Below are 17,324 nucleotides of genomic sequence, written 5' to 3'. Positions count from 1 at the left end.
TTTGGCTGATTTTGAGAGCGGAATAACCATTCTCTGCAATCAAAGCCTTGTCTAAAAGCCTTTAAATTCTCACTGAGCGAGCAATAATTTAATGTGATTGGTATTAGTGTAAACCCAAATTTCTGCGACTGCGTTACAGCTGCAATGGCGCTCTACTGCCAAGACCTGGCCCATAGACCATGGCATTGAGCAACAAGCGTGCGGTGCCTTTGGTGGCACCACGGAAATTCGGCGAGTTAGCAAATAAAATAACCTGACCGTTACCTTTGCGTTCCCGGGTAAGATACGCCGAGTTAGCGATACGTTGGGCCGCTTCCGGCCATAACAAACCACTCATTCGCAACGATAAATCGTTCCCCTCTGGAACCGTAGACCAGCCGATCATGCGCTCTTTAGCATCGTCATTGTCGACATGCACACCATAACGAACAACGGCACTGGTTACCGATTTGGTCATCAACAATGGTGCGTTATCGGTAAGTACCGGTAGTACCCTTTCGACGCCATAGGTTAGCCAGTGTTTTTGATCCGTTCGCGTCGCCAGCAAAGCGCCGGATGGCATAAAGGCTTTGGTCCAGTCATTCCATTGAGTCAGCTGTTTTTTATCCATCGGTTTAAGGTCTTTGCTGTTTTGCCAAGGGTACCAGATGCTATCGTTGACCTTGTGCGAGTCAAGCGCCTCAACGTTTGATAATGTTTGCTGTTCGGATAACCATTGACGCGTAACAGCCAGATTATAGGCCTGGATCTCGTCAAAACTGTCGTCAAGCAGTTTAGTCTGGATAAAGTCTTTCGCTTTAGCAAACTCCGCAACCGAGCTGCCCGTGACAATCAAGGTACCGCCGTTATTTACCCAGGTTTCAATAGATTTTAACGTGCCTTTCGATAACGCCCCATACCAGCGTCCCGGTACGATTAATACATTGTACGGCCGTAAATCGGCTCTGGAAGTTAGCTCTTGGGCGAGATGAGAATGGCGCACTCCGAGTTGAGTATCGATAAGGTGCCAGATATGACCATATTCATAAGGACTGATGCCGTTCTGGGTCAGCATGGCAATTTGTGGTTTGCGAAGCAATTGGAAATGCTCGGAACCAATATCTGGCAGATCGCCGTCTCCCAGGCCCTGATCTATCGCTTGTACCACAGAATCGGTTTCTTCAGCGACACGCTTTAAGGTTTCCAGCCATCCGGGTTTGTGCTGATTATCCGCGACTGTCACCGCGATGGTGCCACGAGCAAAGTCGATTTTATTATAAACACCAGGCTTATCCAAAACACGGACATTAACCTCTTGTTCCAACAAACGTGCTGCCACCGCGACTGAGGCATCATCGGCGCCGTCAATCAAATAGGCAATGGCATTATCCCGGTCATTAAACTGACTTTCCGCGGTTTGATATTCCCCAAGGCCACCTGACAAATGCTGGCCAACCTGCCAGGCAGAAAGTCCATACATCATGGTCAGATTCCAGGCAGTCGCATCATACATAACTGAGCTACCGTCTCTGAGCGTTTTTTGACGCTCTTCTAACAGCACCGAATCTTTGATATTGGCGTCAAACTCGAGAATCGCGGCAATTAAAGGTGCATTGTATTGTCGATTTGGAATAATAACGCTGTTGACCGGAATGGTTTCATTCTTGCTCACCTGACCGAGCTGGTCGGTGACGTTACGAACTTTCAATGGTTGTTCATTGCGATAATATTTAATCCCCTGAATATCCATCAATTCCAGGAAATTCTGCACCCGGGTACGATTATTATTGGCTAGGACAACAAATGACTGGTCGGCGTATTTACCATTGCGGTCAATGTGACTGTTACGGTTTTTGACATAGTCGGCAAAAATCGCCTTGCGGTTGTTTTGTAACGTGGCTAAATTCGCTAACGCCGAATAAAACTGATGGTGTACTGACTTCTTGTAGCTACGAATCGTGCCATTTCGTAGTCGAACACCATCTTCGGCAGTGCGAGCCTGCTCGTAAAGAATATGTATGGCACCGCGATATTCGGCGTAATTAGAATAGCCCGGGTAGAGGTTTTCAAACCACTCGCCGGTATAATAAGGCCAGCTTTTCTTATCAAATGCACTGGCCTGATCTTCGGCGAATACTTTGCTCCAGCGATTAATGCTGTCGGCAATATGTTCATTAACCGGCTCTCGAGGTGGCCCAAATAAAAAGTTATCCAACGCCCCCATTTCATGGCCATCAATCATTAATAAAGGATTCCACTCATTAATGGCTTTGATACGACCACGCGATTCAGGATTAACGGCGTAATAAAAATCTCTATTTAAATCAAAATGATAATGATTAGTACGGCCAAATGGCCAAACGCCACTATGCAATAGCGACTGAACATCAAAATTCGGCGCCGTGCTGCGATTTTGCTCAAGTTGTTTGGTAAATCTTGCTCGACCATCCGGGTTCATCATCGGATCGACGATAACCAACAGCTGCTCCAGCATTTTTTCGGTATCTGCGTCTTTACTGGCAAGCAAGTGATATATCAACGCTAAGGCAGAGTCCGCACCGGAAGATTCGTTACCATGAATACTGTAGGCCATCCAGGCAGTAGCAGGTGTTTCGCCAAGCAGTTGTTCAACTTTGCTGTCCGACAATTCAGCCGGCTTACTCAAGGCCATTATATTACCTTTAATGGTATCAAGAGCTTGAATGTTATCCGCGCTGGAGATCACCAGATAATGCAGTGCTCGCCCTTCATAGCTTTGTGCATACTCAACCAGCTCAACACGATCGCTTTGTGTCGCCCAAAGCTTTACTAAGGCATTAATTTGCGCGGGTGTTGCGGTTTTTTGTCCTACATCAAAGCCGAGAAAGTCTTCCGGCTTGGTAATCTTGTCAAGATAATCCCCTTGCAGCAATGGCGGATATTCCGCCCCGGGAACAGGGTTTGGTTTCATTAATACCGTTGCCTGACTCGACAGGGTTATGCTTAGCAGACCGGTTATTAAAAGGCCTTTAAAAAACAATTTCATGGTAGTCCTTATTGTTGTTTTTTAACCACTATATGTTTCCCGCCAGCAAAGATAAAGTAAAGTATTAAGATATAGAAAATGACAAACCGTGACGGCATTAGATTTACGAGACGTTGCGCTTGGTCGTTATCGCCGCAGTAGTCGTTTTTGTCACTAGGCTTGTGCCATGAGGTTTCTGTATCTGGCTTATATCAAAATAAGATCTGCTATGCCCGAAGATAGTGCTTGCGGCTCTGCCCTTAAGTATCAGAAAACAAATGGTAATACCAATCCCATTAAGTTTGTGCACAACTCAGAGTTAGGGCAGAGGTTCAGTTACCACATAGATTTTATTGATATAGTCATTTTATATTAATGAAATATAGGGCCGTAAATGGTCCTTAAGATAAACTCCCTACGGGTGAGCAATAATTTAATGTGATTGGTATTAGTCGTCATAAACAGAGCGAGCTTATTATAAACAGAGCGAGGCAAACTTGAGGCTTTACCAAAAGAGGAAACAAAGAGGAAACTTGGCGTGCGGCATACGCTCCCCTTCCGTCACATCAATGCATACCATCTGACTTAGTCGCTGGCTTCGCTTGCCTGAGTCGTGGAATCAACACCAGCGCTGTCGTCTGCATGGGTATTGAGTGTCGTATCGACAATAATATCGATTCGGTTATCAGCACCTAATACATCGATGCAAACCTGATCACGGCCTTCACGTTTGGCCTGGTACAATTTGTGATCGGCTATTTTAATCCAGTCTTGTGCCTCGTCACTGAATGTCGCGGGTGCCAATAATGCGCCAATACTTGCCGTTACGTGAAATGGCTGATTTCGCTCGTTGTAGATAACCGTTGCGGCAATTGTCCGACGCAGTCGTTCCAGTTTATAACACAGATTTTCTTCGCTGATCTGAGTCACCATCAGGATAAATTCTTCACCGCCGAAACGAGCAATCAGATCCGTTTCGCGACTAAATTCTTCACTCATGATGTCCGATACGACACGTAAGCACTGATCGCCGGATAGATGCCCATGTTTATCGTTTACGTCTTTGAAGTGATCAAGATCAATAATCACGACGGCCATATTTCCGAGATTACGATATGCCAGCTTGCGATGTAGCCCAAAGTGCTCATCAAAATAACGTCGATTGAACACGCCGGTCAGGCCGTCTTTTTGCGCCAGCTGCGTCAATTTTTCATTGGCTCTTTCCAATTCATCGGTACGCTCGGCAACTTTGTTTTCCAACTCAGTCTGGTATTCTACGATAGCGGTTTTATTGCGTTGTAATTCATCATATAACAAGATCACCTCTTGCGGCGCGCCTTTAAAAAGGGGAGCAAATTCAAACTTGTTATTGCGATCAAACTTTTTAAGTTGCTTGAGAATAAACACCATCGGCTGAGTCAATTCAGAGCCGATGCGTTGCGCCAGCGAAACCGCGATTAGAAATGCCAGAATCAATAGCGCAAAAACCAAAATGTATTCCCGCTCAACCTGCTTAACCACAGCGCTGGAATCCACCAGAACATAAGCTTGCCAGCCATTTTTCAAGTTGCCTTTGGAAAGAAAGTATTCGGGCGAGTTACCTTGCTCTGTTTTAAAACTCACCATTTGCGTGGTACCAAACGCATAATCGCTTTGCGAGGCAAATTGAAACGTTTTTAACGGTTCGATACCTAACTGAGGGGAGGCAAAAACGACATTGCCGACCCGATCCGTAATGATATACGACATTTTTTTTAGTAGATCTGCAGAAATCAATGATGAGAATTGATTGCTATCCAGGGCGCCGACAAGCACCGGCTTATAGTCTGTGTTATTGCCATCTGAGCTACCTACATCAAGCCCCTGACTGATTGTAATTATCGGCTTGTCGCCTAGATACTTTGAGATAAACACCTTGGAAATATAACTACCGGAGGTCACCTGTGCGCCAACAAAAAACTCATCCTGCCCAACCTGAACAGTACCTACCCTTTCTTTTACCTGATTAATCAATGCCGCAGGACTGGTATAAACCACCTGTTTATTATCTGCTACCAGTGCAAGTCCGAGAAAATCCGGGTATTTATTGTGAAACTTTTCAATCAGTACCTTACCTTGTTGACTATCTGGTTCATGATTTAACCAATTTGCATTCGCACTCAACATAATGGCAAGGTTTTCAATCGCCGATTGATAGGTTTGTAAATAGTTATTGGTGGTATGTACAAAGTGATGCTTACGCTCAATGATATTTTGCTGAATGATATCGTGCTGAGATTTAATGACCTTATGGCTGACAAAAATAGAAATGGTGATAATCGAGAAGCTGATCACCAAAGAAGAAGCGTAAACTAACTGATTTTGTAAGGTTCTGACGGCTCGAGGCTGTTGCTGATAGGTAATATCGAACAACGCCGGAAAAAAATACACAACAAGGCCTGCAAGGCAGGCATAGGCAAGGCCATTGAATGCCTGTTTTATGGTCGTTAAAAACCATAGTTGTTCTGGCATATTAATTTGATAGAACAATAAAAATGCCGTCAATGGCATACCAAGAACAAACCAGAAGAGTAAATCCGCATATAAAATGTACCAGCCACGTTTACGTAGCCAGGCGATAAAAACGGCTTCGAGGCCAAACAACCAGAATCCAAAAGGATGCCCCGTTGATTCGACCAAAGAGATACAAACGATAAGCGCACTCAGCAGTGAATAAAGCATGCCAAAACGCATGGCCACAATCACGAAAGCCACGTTCCCCAAAACCAGGTCGATATTATTAAATAATGGGATAGGATAAAAATTCAGCGCGTAGCCAAATAAGGAAACCATGGCAACGAACAGAAGAGGTTTATACTGCTCTTTAATTTTAACACTAAGCTTTTTCATTTTTATTCTAGCTACAACTACTTAAGTCTGGAGCCGGGGGAAGCTCAGTATTCACAACCTTATTGTGGCGATAAATTCCGCTGAACAATGCAATTGCCTGTCAGTTATCTATAATTTTTTAATCCTGTTTACTTTATTTTAATCACAATCAGATTACTAGTCATCGTTGATATTTGCACTAGCAAGTGTCCAAAAAACAGGCGACATTTCGCCTTACCAGCGTATTCGAGAGGCGTTAGTAGCCAAAAAGGATGGTGATAATTACCCATGTCCCAAGCAAATAAGATCATCATCGCCATGATTGTTGGCCTGTTCATTGGTTTTACCTTCAACTATACCAATGAGGTGATCGACTATATCGGTCAAGGTTTTGTCATGTTATTACAGATGACTGCATTACCTTATATTGCTGTTTCACTGGTATTTGGCATCGGTTCGATGAGTCGCCAGCAAGCCAGACGTCTGGCCAAATATGGCGCGGTTTCGTTTATGGTACTGTTGCTTTTGGTGGTTAGTATTATTCTCCTCGCCCCGATTGCTTTTCCAGACTGGAATTCTGCGGCCTTTTATTCCGCCAGTATCATTCGCGAAAAAGAAACGGTAAATCCACTGGAATACTTCCTACCGGCTAACCCTTTTTATTCCATGGCTAATGGCATCGTCCCCGCCGTCGTAATATTTAGCGTATTTATTGGGATTGGTTTTATCGGTATCCATAATAAACGGCGCAGCCTGTACGTGTTTAAAGATATTCGCCAAGCGTTAACCCGGGTCACCAATACCGTAATGAAAATGGCGCCCTATGGTGTACTGGCGATAGCCTGGAATGCCAGCGCAACGCTTGCAAAAGAGGAAATGGATGGCCTGTTAGTCTATTTCGTCACCACTGCCTCTATGGTGGTGCTACTGACGTTTGTTATATTGCCTTTGATTGTAGCGATATTTACCCCACTAACGATTTCTCAAGTATTTTTAGCCTGCCGTTCGGCCCTGATCACCGGATTTGCTACAGGAAGTATTTTTGTAGTGATACCGGTAATTGCTGAAGATGTGAAAAAACAACTTGTTATGCATTCGCAAAGCCACAACTCGAGCACGCGATTACCCTCGATTATCGCCCCTATATCTTACAGTCTACCCATGGGCGGGAAGCTGCTGGTGCTGCTTTTCATTCTGTTTGCGGCCTGGTTCAACGGCGAGCAAATTGCGATTTTCGATTACCCCCGCCTGGTATTTATCGGGGTCCTACAGCTTTTTGGCGCGCAAATGATCGCCGTACCCAATATTCTTGAAAAGTTTGCGATTTCAGCATCGATGTTTGAACTCTATGTAGTCGCCGAACAATTACTGGTAAGCCGTCTGGCTGCATTGTTGTCAGTCATGTTCATCACCGTTTTGTGTATGCTGATCCCTATGGTTATTTTGCATAAAGTCAAATTTAACCTGCGTCCATTCGTTATTTTTCTGGTATCCGTGCCCTTGTGCACATCGTTACTGCTCGTTGGCCTGTCATATACGTTCAGCTCTATAAGTCATCAATATCAGGGTTACCAGAAATTCATCGACCGGGGGTTATTACTACCCGCTGCCAATGCCCGGGTATTAAAACAAGCACAGCCCGAGGATACACCTGACATTGATGCTATAGAAAACACCATGGAACGAATCAATGTTCGAGGCGTGATCCGAATGGGTTATTACGCGGATGCACTGCCCTATGCCTTTCATAATAAAGATGGCGAACTGGTTGGACTGGATATTGAAATCGGCCACCTGCTAGCAATGGAACTTGAAGTAGACATCGAATTCGTGCGAATTCAACGCCGTAATATTGAAGAGTTTCTGAATCAAGGGTATTTGGATATCGTGGCTTCTGTGCCAGTCACACCAGGCAATTTAATTAATCATAACCTCACCAATCCTCATATCGAAGAAACGTTGGCGTTGTTGGTAAAAGACAAAGAGCGCAGTAAATATGCCGACTGGCACCGCATTATTGAAAACCCCGACATTGTGTTGGGGATGCCGGAAACTTATTATTATGAAAAAACAATCAAGAAGAACATGCCAAATAATGTTGTCCATGAACTTTCATCACCCAGACAGTTTTTTACCAGTGATACATTGGAAATCGATGCCATGATTTACGGGGCGGCGGGTGCGTCAGCCTGGACGCTATTGTACCCGGACTATACCGTTGTCATTCCTGAACCGCACCTGCCGAAGATGGGCATGGCATTTCCGGTACAAAAACAAGACTACGAATTTGAGCAATTTATGAACAACTGGATATCAATGAAGAAAAGCGGCAAAACCATCGATGCGCTGTTTAAGTTTTGGATTGAAGGGAAAAAGCCGATAGGCTATGTGCGTTGATCCCCCGGTTAGCTGTTGTACTTGTTTACAAAATAATGGTTCACAAACGCCGATGAACTGGTTAGAGTGACCTTAAGTTAATTAGATTTGGAAGACGAAAATGCAAATTTCAGAATGGGTCGATGAGTTATTTGAAATTTTCGATGAAAACAAAGACGGTGCCATTAGTCGCAGTGAGTTTGTTGAGCTAATCCATTGTTTATTACAAGAAAAAGGCATTCGCATGTGCGAGAGCATTTTCAAAAAGTTTGATGCTAATCATGACAACAGTATTTCCAAAGAAGAGTTAACGGAAATGATTATTGATTTAGCGTTATAAGACTTAAAAAAATTACGATAAAGAGGCCAGAAATGTGATGTTCTGGCCTCTTTTATGTTTGATGATTTCCAACCGTTAATTATTCATACGTTCTCGGGCGAACGGTTTTAATGGTTGCAATATACGCATGCCAGCTGGCATAGCTAAGAATCGGCATGATGAAAATGAATGCCACTGCTGATGTTGCAAACCCAATCAAGACTAAAATTAACAGCAACGCCGCCCACACGATCATCGCGCTCATATTCTTGCGCACCGCGTTATAAGACGTTGCAACGGCTGTCATAATATCGACCCGGCGCTCCATCATAATTTGCGGCGTGAATACCGAAAATGCAAATACCACCGCCAGCAATACCGCGCCAGTAAGACTTCCCAGGGTTAAAAATCCTACCATCTCTTCAAGGCTTGGGCTTGAGGTTGTTGGATACAAGGCATAGATTAACGCCGCAATGCGCATCCAGGCGACCATCATAACCATTAGTAGTATTGCAAAGCCCCATTCTCCAACGGGGTTTCGAAACATCGACTTAAGACTATGACGAAACGTCGGGGTATGCCCCTTTTCCAGCTCCCAGGCAACATCATAAAGCCCAGTAGCGAACACTGGCCCTATCAGAGCGAACGCCACGGACGCAGGTAAAATCACTAAATGAGTATCTGCGGCTAATACCAATACAATTAAGGCTGCCGGGATCAAGCTAAAGATGACACCGTAGATCAGAGAAATTAACGGTGCTCTGGTAAAGTCGTTAACAGCCAGGGCCAGCCAATGAAATGGCGCGGACTGAGCAATAGCATGACAATCTATTGCCTTGGCAAACTTGCGTTGTACAAAGTAATCATCAGGTCGGTCCTCGAGCGCGTCACTAAATTCAGATTTTGCTTCTTTTTCAGCGTCTTTTACGTCTTTAGAGCCGGCGGTATGATCAACTGGCATTAGAACCTCCTACGAATATCTAGCTGATACTTTGTATTAAATACGTAACCTTGTGCGGTAAAGTTTAGTCTAAATGCATTAGCTACGCTCTTTGCTGATCCGCTGCGATTTTCTCCGGCGCACCAATGGCGTGATGCAAACTCGGTTTATCAATGGGGTAGGCAATAAGATCCTGGGGTAAATTGGGCGTTAATAAAAACTGAAAATTTTCAGTCTGTTGATATCTGGGATCCAGCCAGGCAGATAACAAGCCTTCATGTTTAGGCAATATCAGTGGCATGGCCTTGGAATGAATATGCCGCAATTTTTCATGGGGTGGCAACGTGATCACTGAGCATGACAGACGTACTTCTCCGGTCTGCGGATGCAACCATTGCCGGTATAGTCCCCCAAAAGCGATGGCCTCCTTGGGTAACGCTTCCATATCATAATAGTGAATGGGCTTTTTATTATGAAACTCGGTTTCACCAAAGCCTTTTGCCGGGATAATACAACGACTTTGTCGAAATGGTATATAACCCGCACTTCTGGGAACATCCAACTTATCATAACGGGTATTGAAACTGGTATAACGGGATGGTTTAAAGCCCTGTTCGTTTTTATCCAGCAATAACCACCAGGTGGCATCTTCGAGTACCCGTTGGCCGTCATGCTGACGAATAATGGAGATCGTATCCGTCGCTCGCTTGAAGCGTCCCCAATGAACTTTTTCTCTGGGACTTTCTACGCCTAATTCGTTGATCAGCGCCATGACAAAAGGATCATCACTGATATTTAATCGTCCACACATAGTACTCACTGCCTTGCATAAATCAAAAGATCGAATATACTGTATATACATACAGGTAATTGTACCGTCATTAATATAGAATGACTATATCAATGAAATCTAAGTTGCAAATGAACCTCTGCTTTAACTCTGATCTGTGCAAAAACTTAATGGAATTGGTATTAATGAATAAGTTAATTAAAGATCTCCAGCATCGACACTTAGTGTGGCACGGTGCTGTAAAAACACCAGAGCCAAATCTGCAATCCTCGGGTTACTCCGAACTGGATCAACACCTTAATGGAGGCTTGATTAAAGCGGGAGCAATCGAAATATTAACCGAAACTGGTATTGGTGAGTTACGATTATTATTGCCAACGCTAACCGCAGATCCTGATCGCCTGCTGATCTTCATTAACCCGCCCGGCCATGTCAATGCCACGATGTTGTCGGCTCAGGACGTCAACTTACAGCATGTTGTGGTGATCACGCCGGAACACGAAAAAGACGCTTTATGGTCTGCAGAAGAATGTCTGAAAAGTGGCACCTGTGGTTCGGTATTGTTGTGGCTGGATCAAGCCATTGAAATTCATCAGGTGAAGCGCCTGCAATTGGCGGCAGAGAAAGGGGCAAGTAAGGTCTTTATGTTGCGCCAGCAACGCTATGAAACCCTGTCACTGCCGCTGGATTTAAGTTTGTCCCTGTCAGCCAGTCCTGCAGGTGTTGACGCTCAAATTAATAAACGCAAACGCGGCTGGCCATCAAAAACGTTTCATATTGATATGGGGCATCACTGGCCTGCTCTGACTCTGGGGGAAATACCCGATAATCTGATTTATTTTCCGGCTTCTAAAGCGGGTTGATACGATGCTGTGGTTATATCTGCATTTTCCATCCCTGCAACTGGATAGCCTTTATCAAGCCGATCATGCGTTGCCAATTGCGATTGTACATGGCCGCAAAAGTGAAGTGCTACAATGCAATAAACGCGCTGTGGAATCCGGTATTAAAATCGGTATGGGGCTTGGTTCAGCTGCGGCATTGTGTCAAAACCTACAAGTATTGGCATACGATGAAAAACAGGAAAAAGCCAGGCTTACCCGCATTGCCCAATGGCTATATCTGGTAACAGCGGACATCAGCTTGTGTGCTCCCAATGGCTTACTGTTAAGAGTCAGTCATATGCTGAGTCTTTATCAGGGACTGGACAACTACTGGCAAGTGCTTACCAATCATTTACAACAACTCACCTTGCGATACGAGTTCGGTTGTGGCCATTCTCCCTATGCAGCCAGGCTATTGGCAATGGGCGGCTGTAGTCAACTTACCGATAACAAAGAAAAAATAAATAACTTACTAAATCCTCTGCCCCTACAGCTAACGGATTTATCTGATAAAGTCATTAATCACCTGAATCGCGTCGGGGTTCAGTGTCTTGGTGAATTGTTACGCTTACCATTAACCGATATTGCTAAGCGCTTTGATATCGAACTGGTGACCTACATCGGTCGCTTGTCCGGTCAGCTAAAGCATCCGTTGGAGTTTTATCACCCACCAGAGCAGTTCAAACACTACCTGGAGTTAATGTTTGAAATTTCTAATCTGCAGTATTTACAAAAACCGCTACTCAAGGTGTTGCATCTGTTAGAACAGTTTTTACGTTTTCGGGACAAACGTGCCGGACAACTAAACATTGAGTTACACCTGCGTGATACTGACAGCGTGCAGTTTCAGGTTCATAGTGCCGAAGGAGAATATCTGGCGCAACAATGGCAGGAGTTAAGCCAGTTAACGCTGGAATCCATCAAAGTCAGCGCCCCGGTTATTGCCATCACTATTGAAGCCACACAGATCCGAGGTAATGATTTTCGGGTGGTGGATATGTTCAGTAAACATTGCGGTGCTATTTCTGCCAACGAGCTGGTGTCACGCTTACAGGCAAAGCTAGGAAAAAACAGGGTTCACGGTATCACTCAAATCGATGACCACCGCCCGGAATTAGCCAGCATTCCTTGTCCGCCATTGCAAAAAAGCGCAACACGTAAAAAGACACAACCCCGTCAGTCAGTATTGCGTCCAAGCTTTATCTTGCCGCAACCGATACCGGTGCAGGAAAAGATGCATATTCAGCATGGACCAGAACGTATTGTTGCCGGTTGGTGGGATAAACAGCCGATGATGCGCGATTATTTTATTGCCCGAAACACAAAAGGACAATGGTTATGGATATATCGTACCCCTGGCCAACACTGGTTTGTGCATGGCCTGTTTAGTTAACTCATTGCTTTAATTATTTTTTTTAATCATGGATTAACGGAGAGTGAAATTTGAATTACGCGGAGCTATTTTGTCAGAGTAATTTTTCTTTTCTTCAAGGGGCTTCCCACCCTGAAGAGTTGATTCATCAGGCCGAGTTTTTGGGCTATCAGGCTCTGGCCATCACCGATGAGTGCTCGGTTGCAGGTGTCGTTCGCGCCCATACGGCGATTAAAAGTAACCGGCTGGGGATCCAATTAATCGTTGGCAGTATGTTCTGGCTCGAACAACAATTACAGGTTATTTTGCTCTGTCCAAATCGTCAGGCCTATGCTGAACTATGCCGTATTATTAGTAACGCCAGGCGACGCAGCGGCAAAGGCGAATACCAGTTGGCGCAATGGGATCTGATGTCAGTAACGCATTGTTTGATCCTGTGGCTGCCAACGGCGAAACCCTCGGATCAGGAATGGGGAGAGTGGCTGAGAAAATATCATCATCAACGCTTATGGCTTGGCTATCAACGCCACCTGAGTGCTGATGATGAAAAATATAAACACCACTGTCAGCAATTGGCCAAACAATTTGAGCTACCCATTACCGTGTGTGGAGGCGTATTAATGCACAATGCCAATCGGTTAGCGATACAACACACCCTGACATCGATTGCCAATAGCACTCCCATTCATAAACTTGGTAAAAACCTTCTTCCCAATGCTGAACGTGCCTTGCGCAGTCAGGATAAGCTCAAGCGACTATTCCCTCTCCCCTGGCTTCAGGAAACCCTGAATATCGCAGAGCGTTGTACGTTCAACCTTCAGGAATTGCGTTATGAATACCCCGCCGAGTTAGTACCGGACGGGATATCAGCGATGGCCTATTTGCGTCAGTTAGTGAAAGAGGGAAAACAACGGCGATTTCCCGAAGGCGTACCACCTCATATTCAGGACATCATCGATAAAGAACTGACCTTAATTGAAGAGCTCAATTACCCTTTTTACTTCATTACAATCCACGACATTGTGCAATTTGCTCAGCGACAACGCATTCTCTATCAGGGAAGGGGCTCAGCGGCTAACTCCGTTGTTTGTTATTGTCTGGAGATCACGTCCGTAGATCCAAGACAAATATCGGTATTATTTGAGCGCTTTATTTCCAAAGAGCGTGATGAGCCGCCAGATATCGATGTCGACTTTGAACACCAACGTCGTGAGGAAGTGATCCAGTATATCTATCAAAAATATGGTCGCGAGCGCACTGCGATTGCTGCAACGGTTATTACCTATCGCCTTAAAAGCGCCATCCGTGAAGTTGGCAAAGCCTTAGGGATCGCCCTTGAGCAGCTAGAATTTTTTATCAAGAACATCAATCGCCGCGATAGCAACCTTAGCTGGCAAGGGCAAATTATCGAGTTAGGATTGCAACCGGATTCCGATCAGGGCCAGCATTTCATTAATCTGGTAACCGAGTTGATTGGCTTTCCACGTCACCTATCACAACATGTTGGCGGCTTCGTCATTTCCGCCGGGCCTCTGTATGAACTAGTCCCGGTTGAAAATGCCGCGATGCAAGACAGAACCGTCATCCAGTGGGATAAAGACGATTTAGAGTCTTTAGGTTTGTTAAAAGTCGATGTTCTGGCATTAGGAATGCTAACCGCGATTCGTAAGTGTTTTACCTTGGTTGAAACGTTAGAAAATCGCTCGCTGAGCATTGCTGATATCACCCGAATGCCAGATGATAAAAACGTCTACGCCATGATACAAAAAGCCGATACGGTCGGGGTATTTCAAATTGAATCCCGTGCACAGATGAGCATGCTGCCGCGATTAAAACCCGCTAGCTATTATGATCTGGTGATCCAGATTGCCATTGTTCGACCTGGTCCGATTCAAGGCGATATGGTGCATCCGTTTTTAAAACGTCGTAATGGTATCGAAGCTATTGTTTATCCTTCGGTGGCAGTGAAAGAGGTTCTGGAACGTACTCTGGGCGTACCAATATTTCAGGAACAAGTCATTAAACTGGCGATGGTCGCTGCAGGGTTTAGTGGCGGGGAAGCGGATCAATTACGAAGAGCCATGGCCAGCTGGAAAAAGAATGGTCAGTTAGCGAAATTCAAAACCAAGCTTATCAGCGGTATGCAACAGCGAGGCTACCCAAGCGAATTTGCAGAGCGTTTATTCGAACAAATCTGCGGCTTTGGTGAATATGGCTTTCCAGAAAGTCACTCGGCTTCCTTTGCCGTGCTTGCTTATGTATCCGCCTGGTTAAAGTATTACTATCCGGCCATGTTTTATACCAGTGTGTTAAATAGCCTGCCCATGGGATTTTATAGCGCCTCACAGCTAATTCAGGATGCTCGTCGCCATGGTATTCAGGTGCTACCGGTTTGTGTGAATCATTCTGATTATGATCATAGTGTTGTACGCGTTGAAAACGACTATGCGATTCGTTTAGGGCTGCGTATTGTTAAAGGTTTATCGAGTAAAGCTTGTACCACGTTAATTGAACACCGCCCAGTACAGGGCTATCAGCAATTGCATCAACTACGCCAACTCACCATTAACGCCAAAGACTTACAAAACCTGGCAAGTGCTAATGCCCTGCAGGCCATAACCGGCAACCGTTATCAAAGCCGCTGGGCGTTAATGAATAATGAAAGTGATCTGCCTTTATTCAGGCAGGCGAAGATCTGTGAACCTCACGCCTTTTCACCAACCGAGGTTGATACCTTAAATGAAGATTATCAGGCTACCGGATTAACCCTCAACTCACACCCAATCACATTACTGGAGCAGGCTGGTCGCTTATCGACTTTTACCCGTATGAATGAATTAGCTCACAAAGCCCATAAGTCGGTAGTTACGGTGGCAGGCGTCGTCACAGGCCGACAGTCACCAGGGACGGCATCCGGGGTAACCTTTATGACCTTAGAGGATGATACGGGTAATATTAATGTCGTTGTCTGGGCCGGTACCGCCAGGGCGCAAAAACAGGCATTTTTATCTTCAAGGGTACTGGAAGTAAAAGGCATTCTGGAACGGGAAGGTGAGGTGATCCATATTATTGCCGGTAAGTTAATTGACCGCAGCGAGCAACTGGCACAGTTAAACACTCAATCCCGAGATTTTCACTAACGGTAATTTAAATAAAGCTATGCAAAATTCAGGCAGAAAAAGTCGGTTATATCAGGTTAAAAAAAACGGAATCAAAGACGAGTATATCGACCGCCAGGTATTAGCAATCCATAAAGCCATTGCTGAAAAGATATTAGATCAACCAGAGCTAGCGACTAAGGTTCGAGACACTTTGGAACAACGACGAGTAACAGGCCAAATAGGCTATGGCGCCTATATCACTTGGGATAGCATCCTCGATATCATTGACGATGCCAAAGTTTTTCGCCAAGCCATGCTCGAGGATACCCCGAAAATGCGCCGATTGCGTCGCAAAACCCCATTCGTTAACATCCTTACCGAAGAAGAACGCCAACAGGCATTAATGGACAATGCCACGGGCGTACTCACTAGTTTGGATCATTTGTTTTAGGCTGAATGTAGAAAAGTAGAAAAGATTAGGCCAGAAAGCAAAAAACCAGCCGTGAGGCTGGTTTTTCTAAATAATGGTGCCCAGAGGCGGAATCGAACCACCGACACGGGGATTTTCAATCCCCTGCTCTACCGACTGAGCTATCTGGGCAAACTATGTTTAAGGGCAATCCCCTGCTCATTCCGGAAACGAATAAATCCGTTTCGTTCGACTGCGCATGAATCAGTGATTCATATAAAGCGCTTGTCTCACCCAACTGAGCTATCTGGGCAATATGTTTAAGGGCAATCCCCTGTTCAACAAACACTGTGTGTTGCTGAATGAGGCGGTATAATAAAGGGAGTTAATCCGCTTAGCAACCCCTTTTTTGCGAAAATAGTTTAACCGAACATTATTTATTCAACTAAACATGTCCAGCCTTTTGGCTTAGCATCCGCTCCTATAGTTCGAAGTCGTCAAAATCGTTAGCACTAAGATCCTTATCCAGAATTTCCGTAGCGGGAGAATCTAATAATGACGCTTGTACGGGGGGTAAATCGGAAGTGTCAGATTCGATTTTTTTAGGATGATTACGTCGCTTTTCTCTTTGCAAGCAGAGCTTAATAACACGTTGTTTATCGGCATTGCTAAGATTAAGCCAACCAAAGCGCTCCTCTCGGGTTCGAAAACACCCCTGGCAATAACCACGATTATCCGACTTACAAACTCCTCGGCAAGGGCTTGGAATATCAAAAAATTCCAGTTGTAAATCTTTCATAGTCTGGCTGCAGAATTAAACGTGAGTATTTTTTAACTATAACATGGAAAACAGCTCTTAGACGAGAGCACTACAATGGGCTTCTATTTAATCTTTCTATTGTAGCGAAGCAGCTACGCCTTTCTAAAAAGACAAATGGCTGATGGGTATCTAAGTAGGTTTTTAACGATCGGCGTCTTGGCAATAATTTCGCAATTGCAGTCGGGCTTATTGCCAAATCGGGTAAGGGGCATCAGGTTCCTTTGCGATAATATATTTTGAGCCCATAACCAGCTAACCGAAGCCGCGTTTGTGAAAAACGTTGTCAACGTGTCATATTTCCAAATTGATCATTGTAAAACTCGCTGATTTTTTGATCGTGAAAATCCGATTCCTGATGCAGACATAAAAAAAGCCCGCTTTGGCGTAACACCATTCAGTTAAGAGCCTCTTTTCTGAATGGGGTAGCGGGTTTTATTGATACGAACGGTCCTTTTCTTGGGC

Annotated in this window: 11 protein-coding genes and 1 tRNA gene; 6 read left to right on the top strand and 6 right to left on the bottom strand. The window is 44.8% G+C overall.

From position 1 onward, the window contains the following. Positions 1 to 133: 133 nt before the first annotated feature. Both ACHUFQ_RS15735 and ACHUFQ_RS15730 read right to left on the bottom strand, forming a co-directional pair. Positions 134 to 3,004, bottom strand: coding sequence for a M14 family metallopeptidase (locus ACHUFQ_RS15735; RefSeq protein WP_394176804.1), 2,871 nt, complete (start codon positions 3,002 to 3,004; stop codon positions 134 to 136). Between the two features lie 564 nt (positions 3,005 to 3,568). Next, on the bottom strand, positions 3,569 to 5,872 hold the full coding sequence (locus tag ACHUFQ_RS15730; protein WP_394176803.1) for a diguanylate cyclase: 2,304 nt from the start codon (positions 5,870 to 5,872) through the stop codon (positions 3,569 to 3,571). A 267-nt stretch (positions 5,873 to 6,139) separates the two neighbouring features. Between ACHUFQ_RS15730 and ACHUFQ_RS15725 the strand changes: the two genes are divergently transcribed. Together ACHUFQ_RS15725 and ACHUFQ_RS15720 are read left to right on the top strand one after the other, a co-directional pair. Further along, the gene (locus ACHUFQ_RS15725) at positions 6,140 to 8,248 is read left to right on the top strand and encodes a cation:dicarboxylate symporter family transporter (protein ID WP_394176802.1); all 2,109 of its coding nucleotides are present in this window, start codon (positions 6,140 to 6,142) and stop codon (positions 8,246 to 8,248) included. 100 nt (positions 8,249 to 8,348) lie between these two features. After that, on the top strand, positions 8,349 to 8,567 hold the full coding sequence (locus ACHUFQ_RS15720) for an EF-hand domain-containing protein (protein WP_394176801.1): 219 nt from the start codon (positions 8,349 to 8,351) through the stop codon (positions 8,565 to 8,567). A gap of 79 nt (positions 8,568 to 8,646) precedes the next feature. Here the strand turns inward: ACHUFQ_RS15720 and ACHUFQ_RS15715 are convergent, their stop codons facing one another. Both ACHUFQ_RS15715 and ACHUFQ_RS15710 read right to left on the bottom strand, forming a co-directional pair. Further along, the gene (locus ACHUFQ_RS15715; RefSeq protein WP_394176800.1) at positions 8,647 to 9,507 is read right to left on the bottom strand and encodes a DUF2189 domain-containing protein; all 861 of its coding nucleotides are present in this window, start codon (positions 9,505 to 9,507) and stop codon (positions 8,647 to 8,649) included. 82 nt (positions 9,508 to 9,589) lie between these two features. Beyond that, entirely contained in the window at positions 9,590 to 10,297 is a 708-nt protein-coding gene (locus tag ACHUFQ_RS15710; protein WP_394176799.1) for an SOS response-associated peptidase family protein, read from the bottom strand. Between the two features lie 164 nt (positions 10,298 to 10,461). Between ACHUFQ_RS15710 and imuA the strand changes: the two genes are divergently transcribed. The 4 genes from imuA to ACHUFQ_RS15690 are packed head-to-tail and all read left to right on the top strand — an operon-like array spanning position 10,462 to position 16,084. Further along, positions 10,462 to 11,139, top strand: coding sequence for a translesion DNA synthesis-associated protein ImuA (gene imuA, locus ACHUFQ_RS15705; RefSeq protein WP_394176798.1), 678 nt, complete (start codon positions 10,462 to 10,464; stop codon positions 11,137 to 11,139). 4 nt (positions 11,140 to 11,143) lie between these two features. After that, positions 11,144 to 12,553 carry a Y-family DNA polymerase gene (locus ACHUFQ_RS15700; RefSeq protein ID WP_394176797.1) on the top strand — a complete coding sequence of 470 codons (1,410 nt, stop codon included), beginning with the start codon at positions 11,144 to 11,146 and terminating at the stop codon, positions 12,551 to 12,553. A gap of 50 nt (positions 12,554 to 12,603) precedes the next feature. Further along, positions 12,604 to 15,672 carry an error-prone DNA polymerase gene (locus ACHUFQ_RS15695; protein WP_394176796.1) on the top strand — a complete coding sequence of 1,023 codons (3,069 nt, stop codon included), beginning with the start codon at positions 12,604 to 12,606 and terminating at the stop codon, positions 15,670 to 15,672. A gap of 19 nt (positions 15,673 to 15,691) precedes the next feature. After that, a complete protein-coding gene (locus ACHUFQ_RS15690) occupies positions 15,692 to 16,084 on the top strand; it encodes a hypothetical protein (protein ID WP_394176795.1) in 393 nt (130 codons plus the stop codon). A gap of 74 nt (positions 16,085 to 16,158) precedes the next feature. On the opposite strand, the gene ACHUFQ_RS15685 is transcribed toward ACHUFQ_RS15690, so the two are convergent. Beyond that, positions 16,159 to 16,234, bottom strand: a tRNA-Phe gene (locus ACHUFQ_RS15685). A gap of 289 nt (positions 16,235 to 16,523) precedes the next feature. Then, a complete protein-coding gene (locus ACHUFQ_RS15680) occupies positions 16,524 to 16,841 on the bottom strand; it encodes a DUF1289 domain-containing protein (RefSeq protein WP_394176794.1) in 318 nt (105 codons plus the stop codon). Positions 16,842 to 17,324: the final 483 nt, after the last annotated feature.

The sequence above is a fragment of the Thalassotalea litorea genome (genome assembly GCF_043642205.1).
Lineage (GTDB): Bacteria > Pseudomonadota > Gammaproteobacteria > Enterobacterales > Alteromonadaceae > Thalassotalea_A > Thalassotalea_A litorea.
The sequence above is the reverse complement of the archived record's forward strand: the minus strand, read 5'-3'. Positions and strand labels throughout refer to the sequence as shown.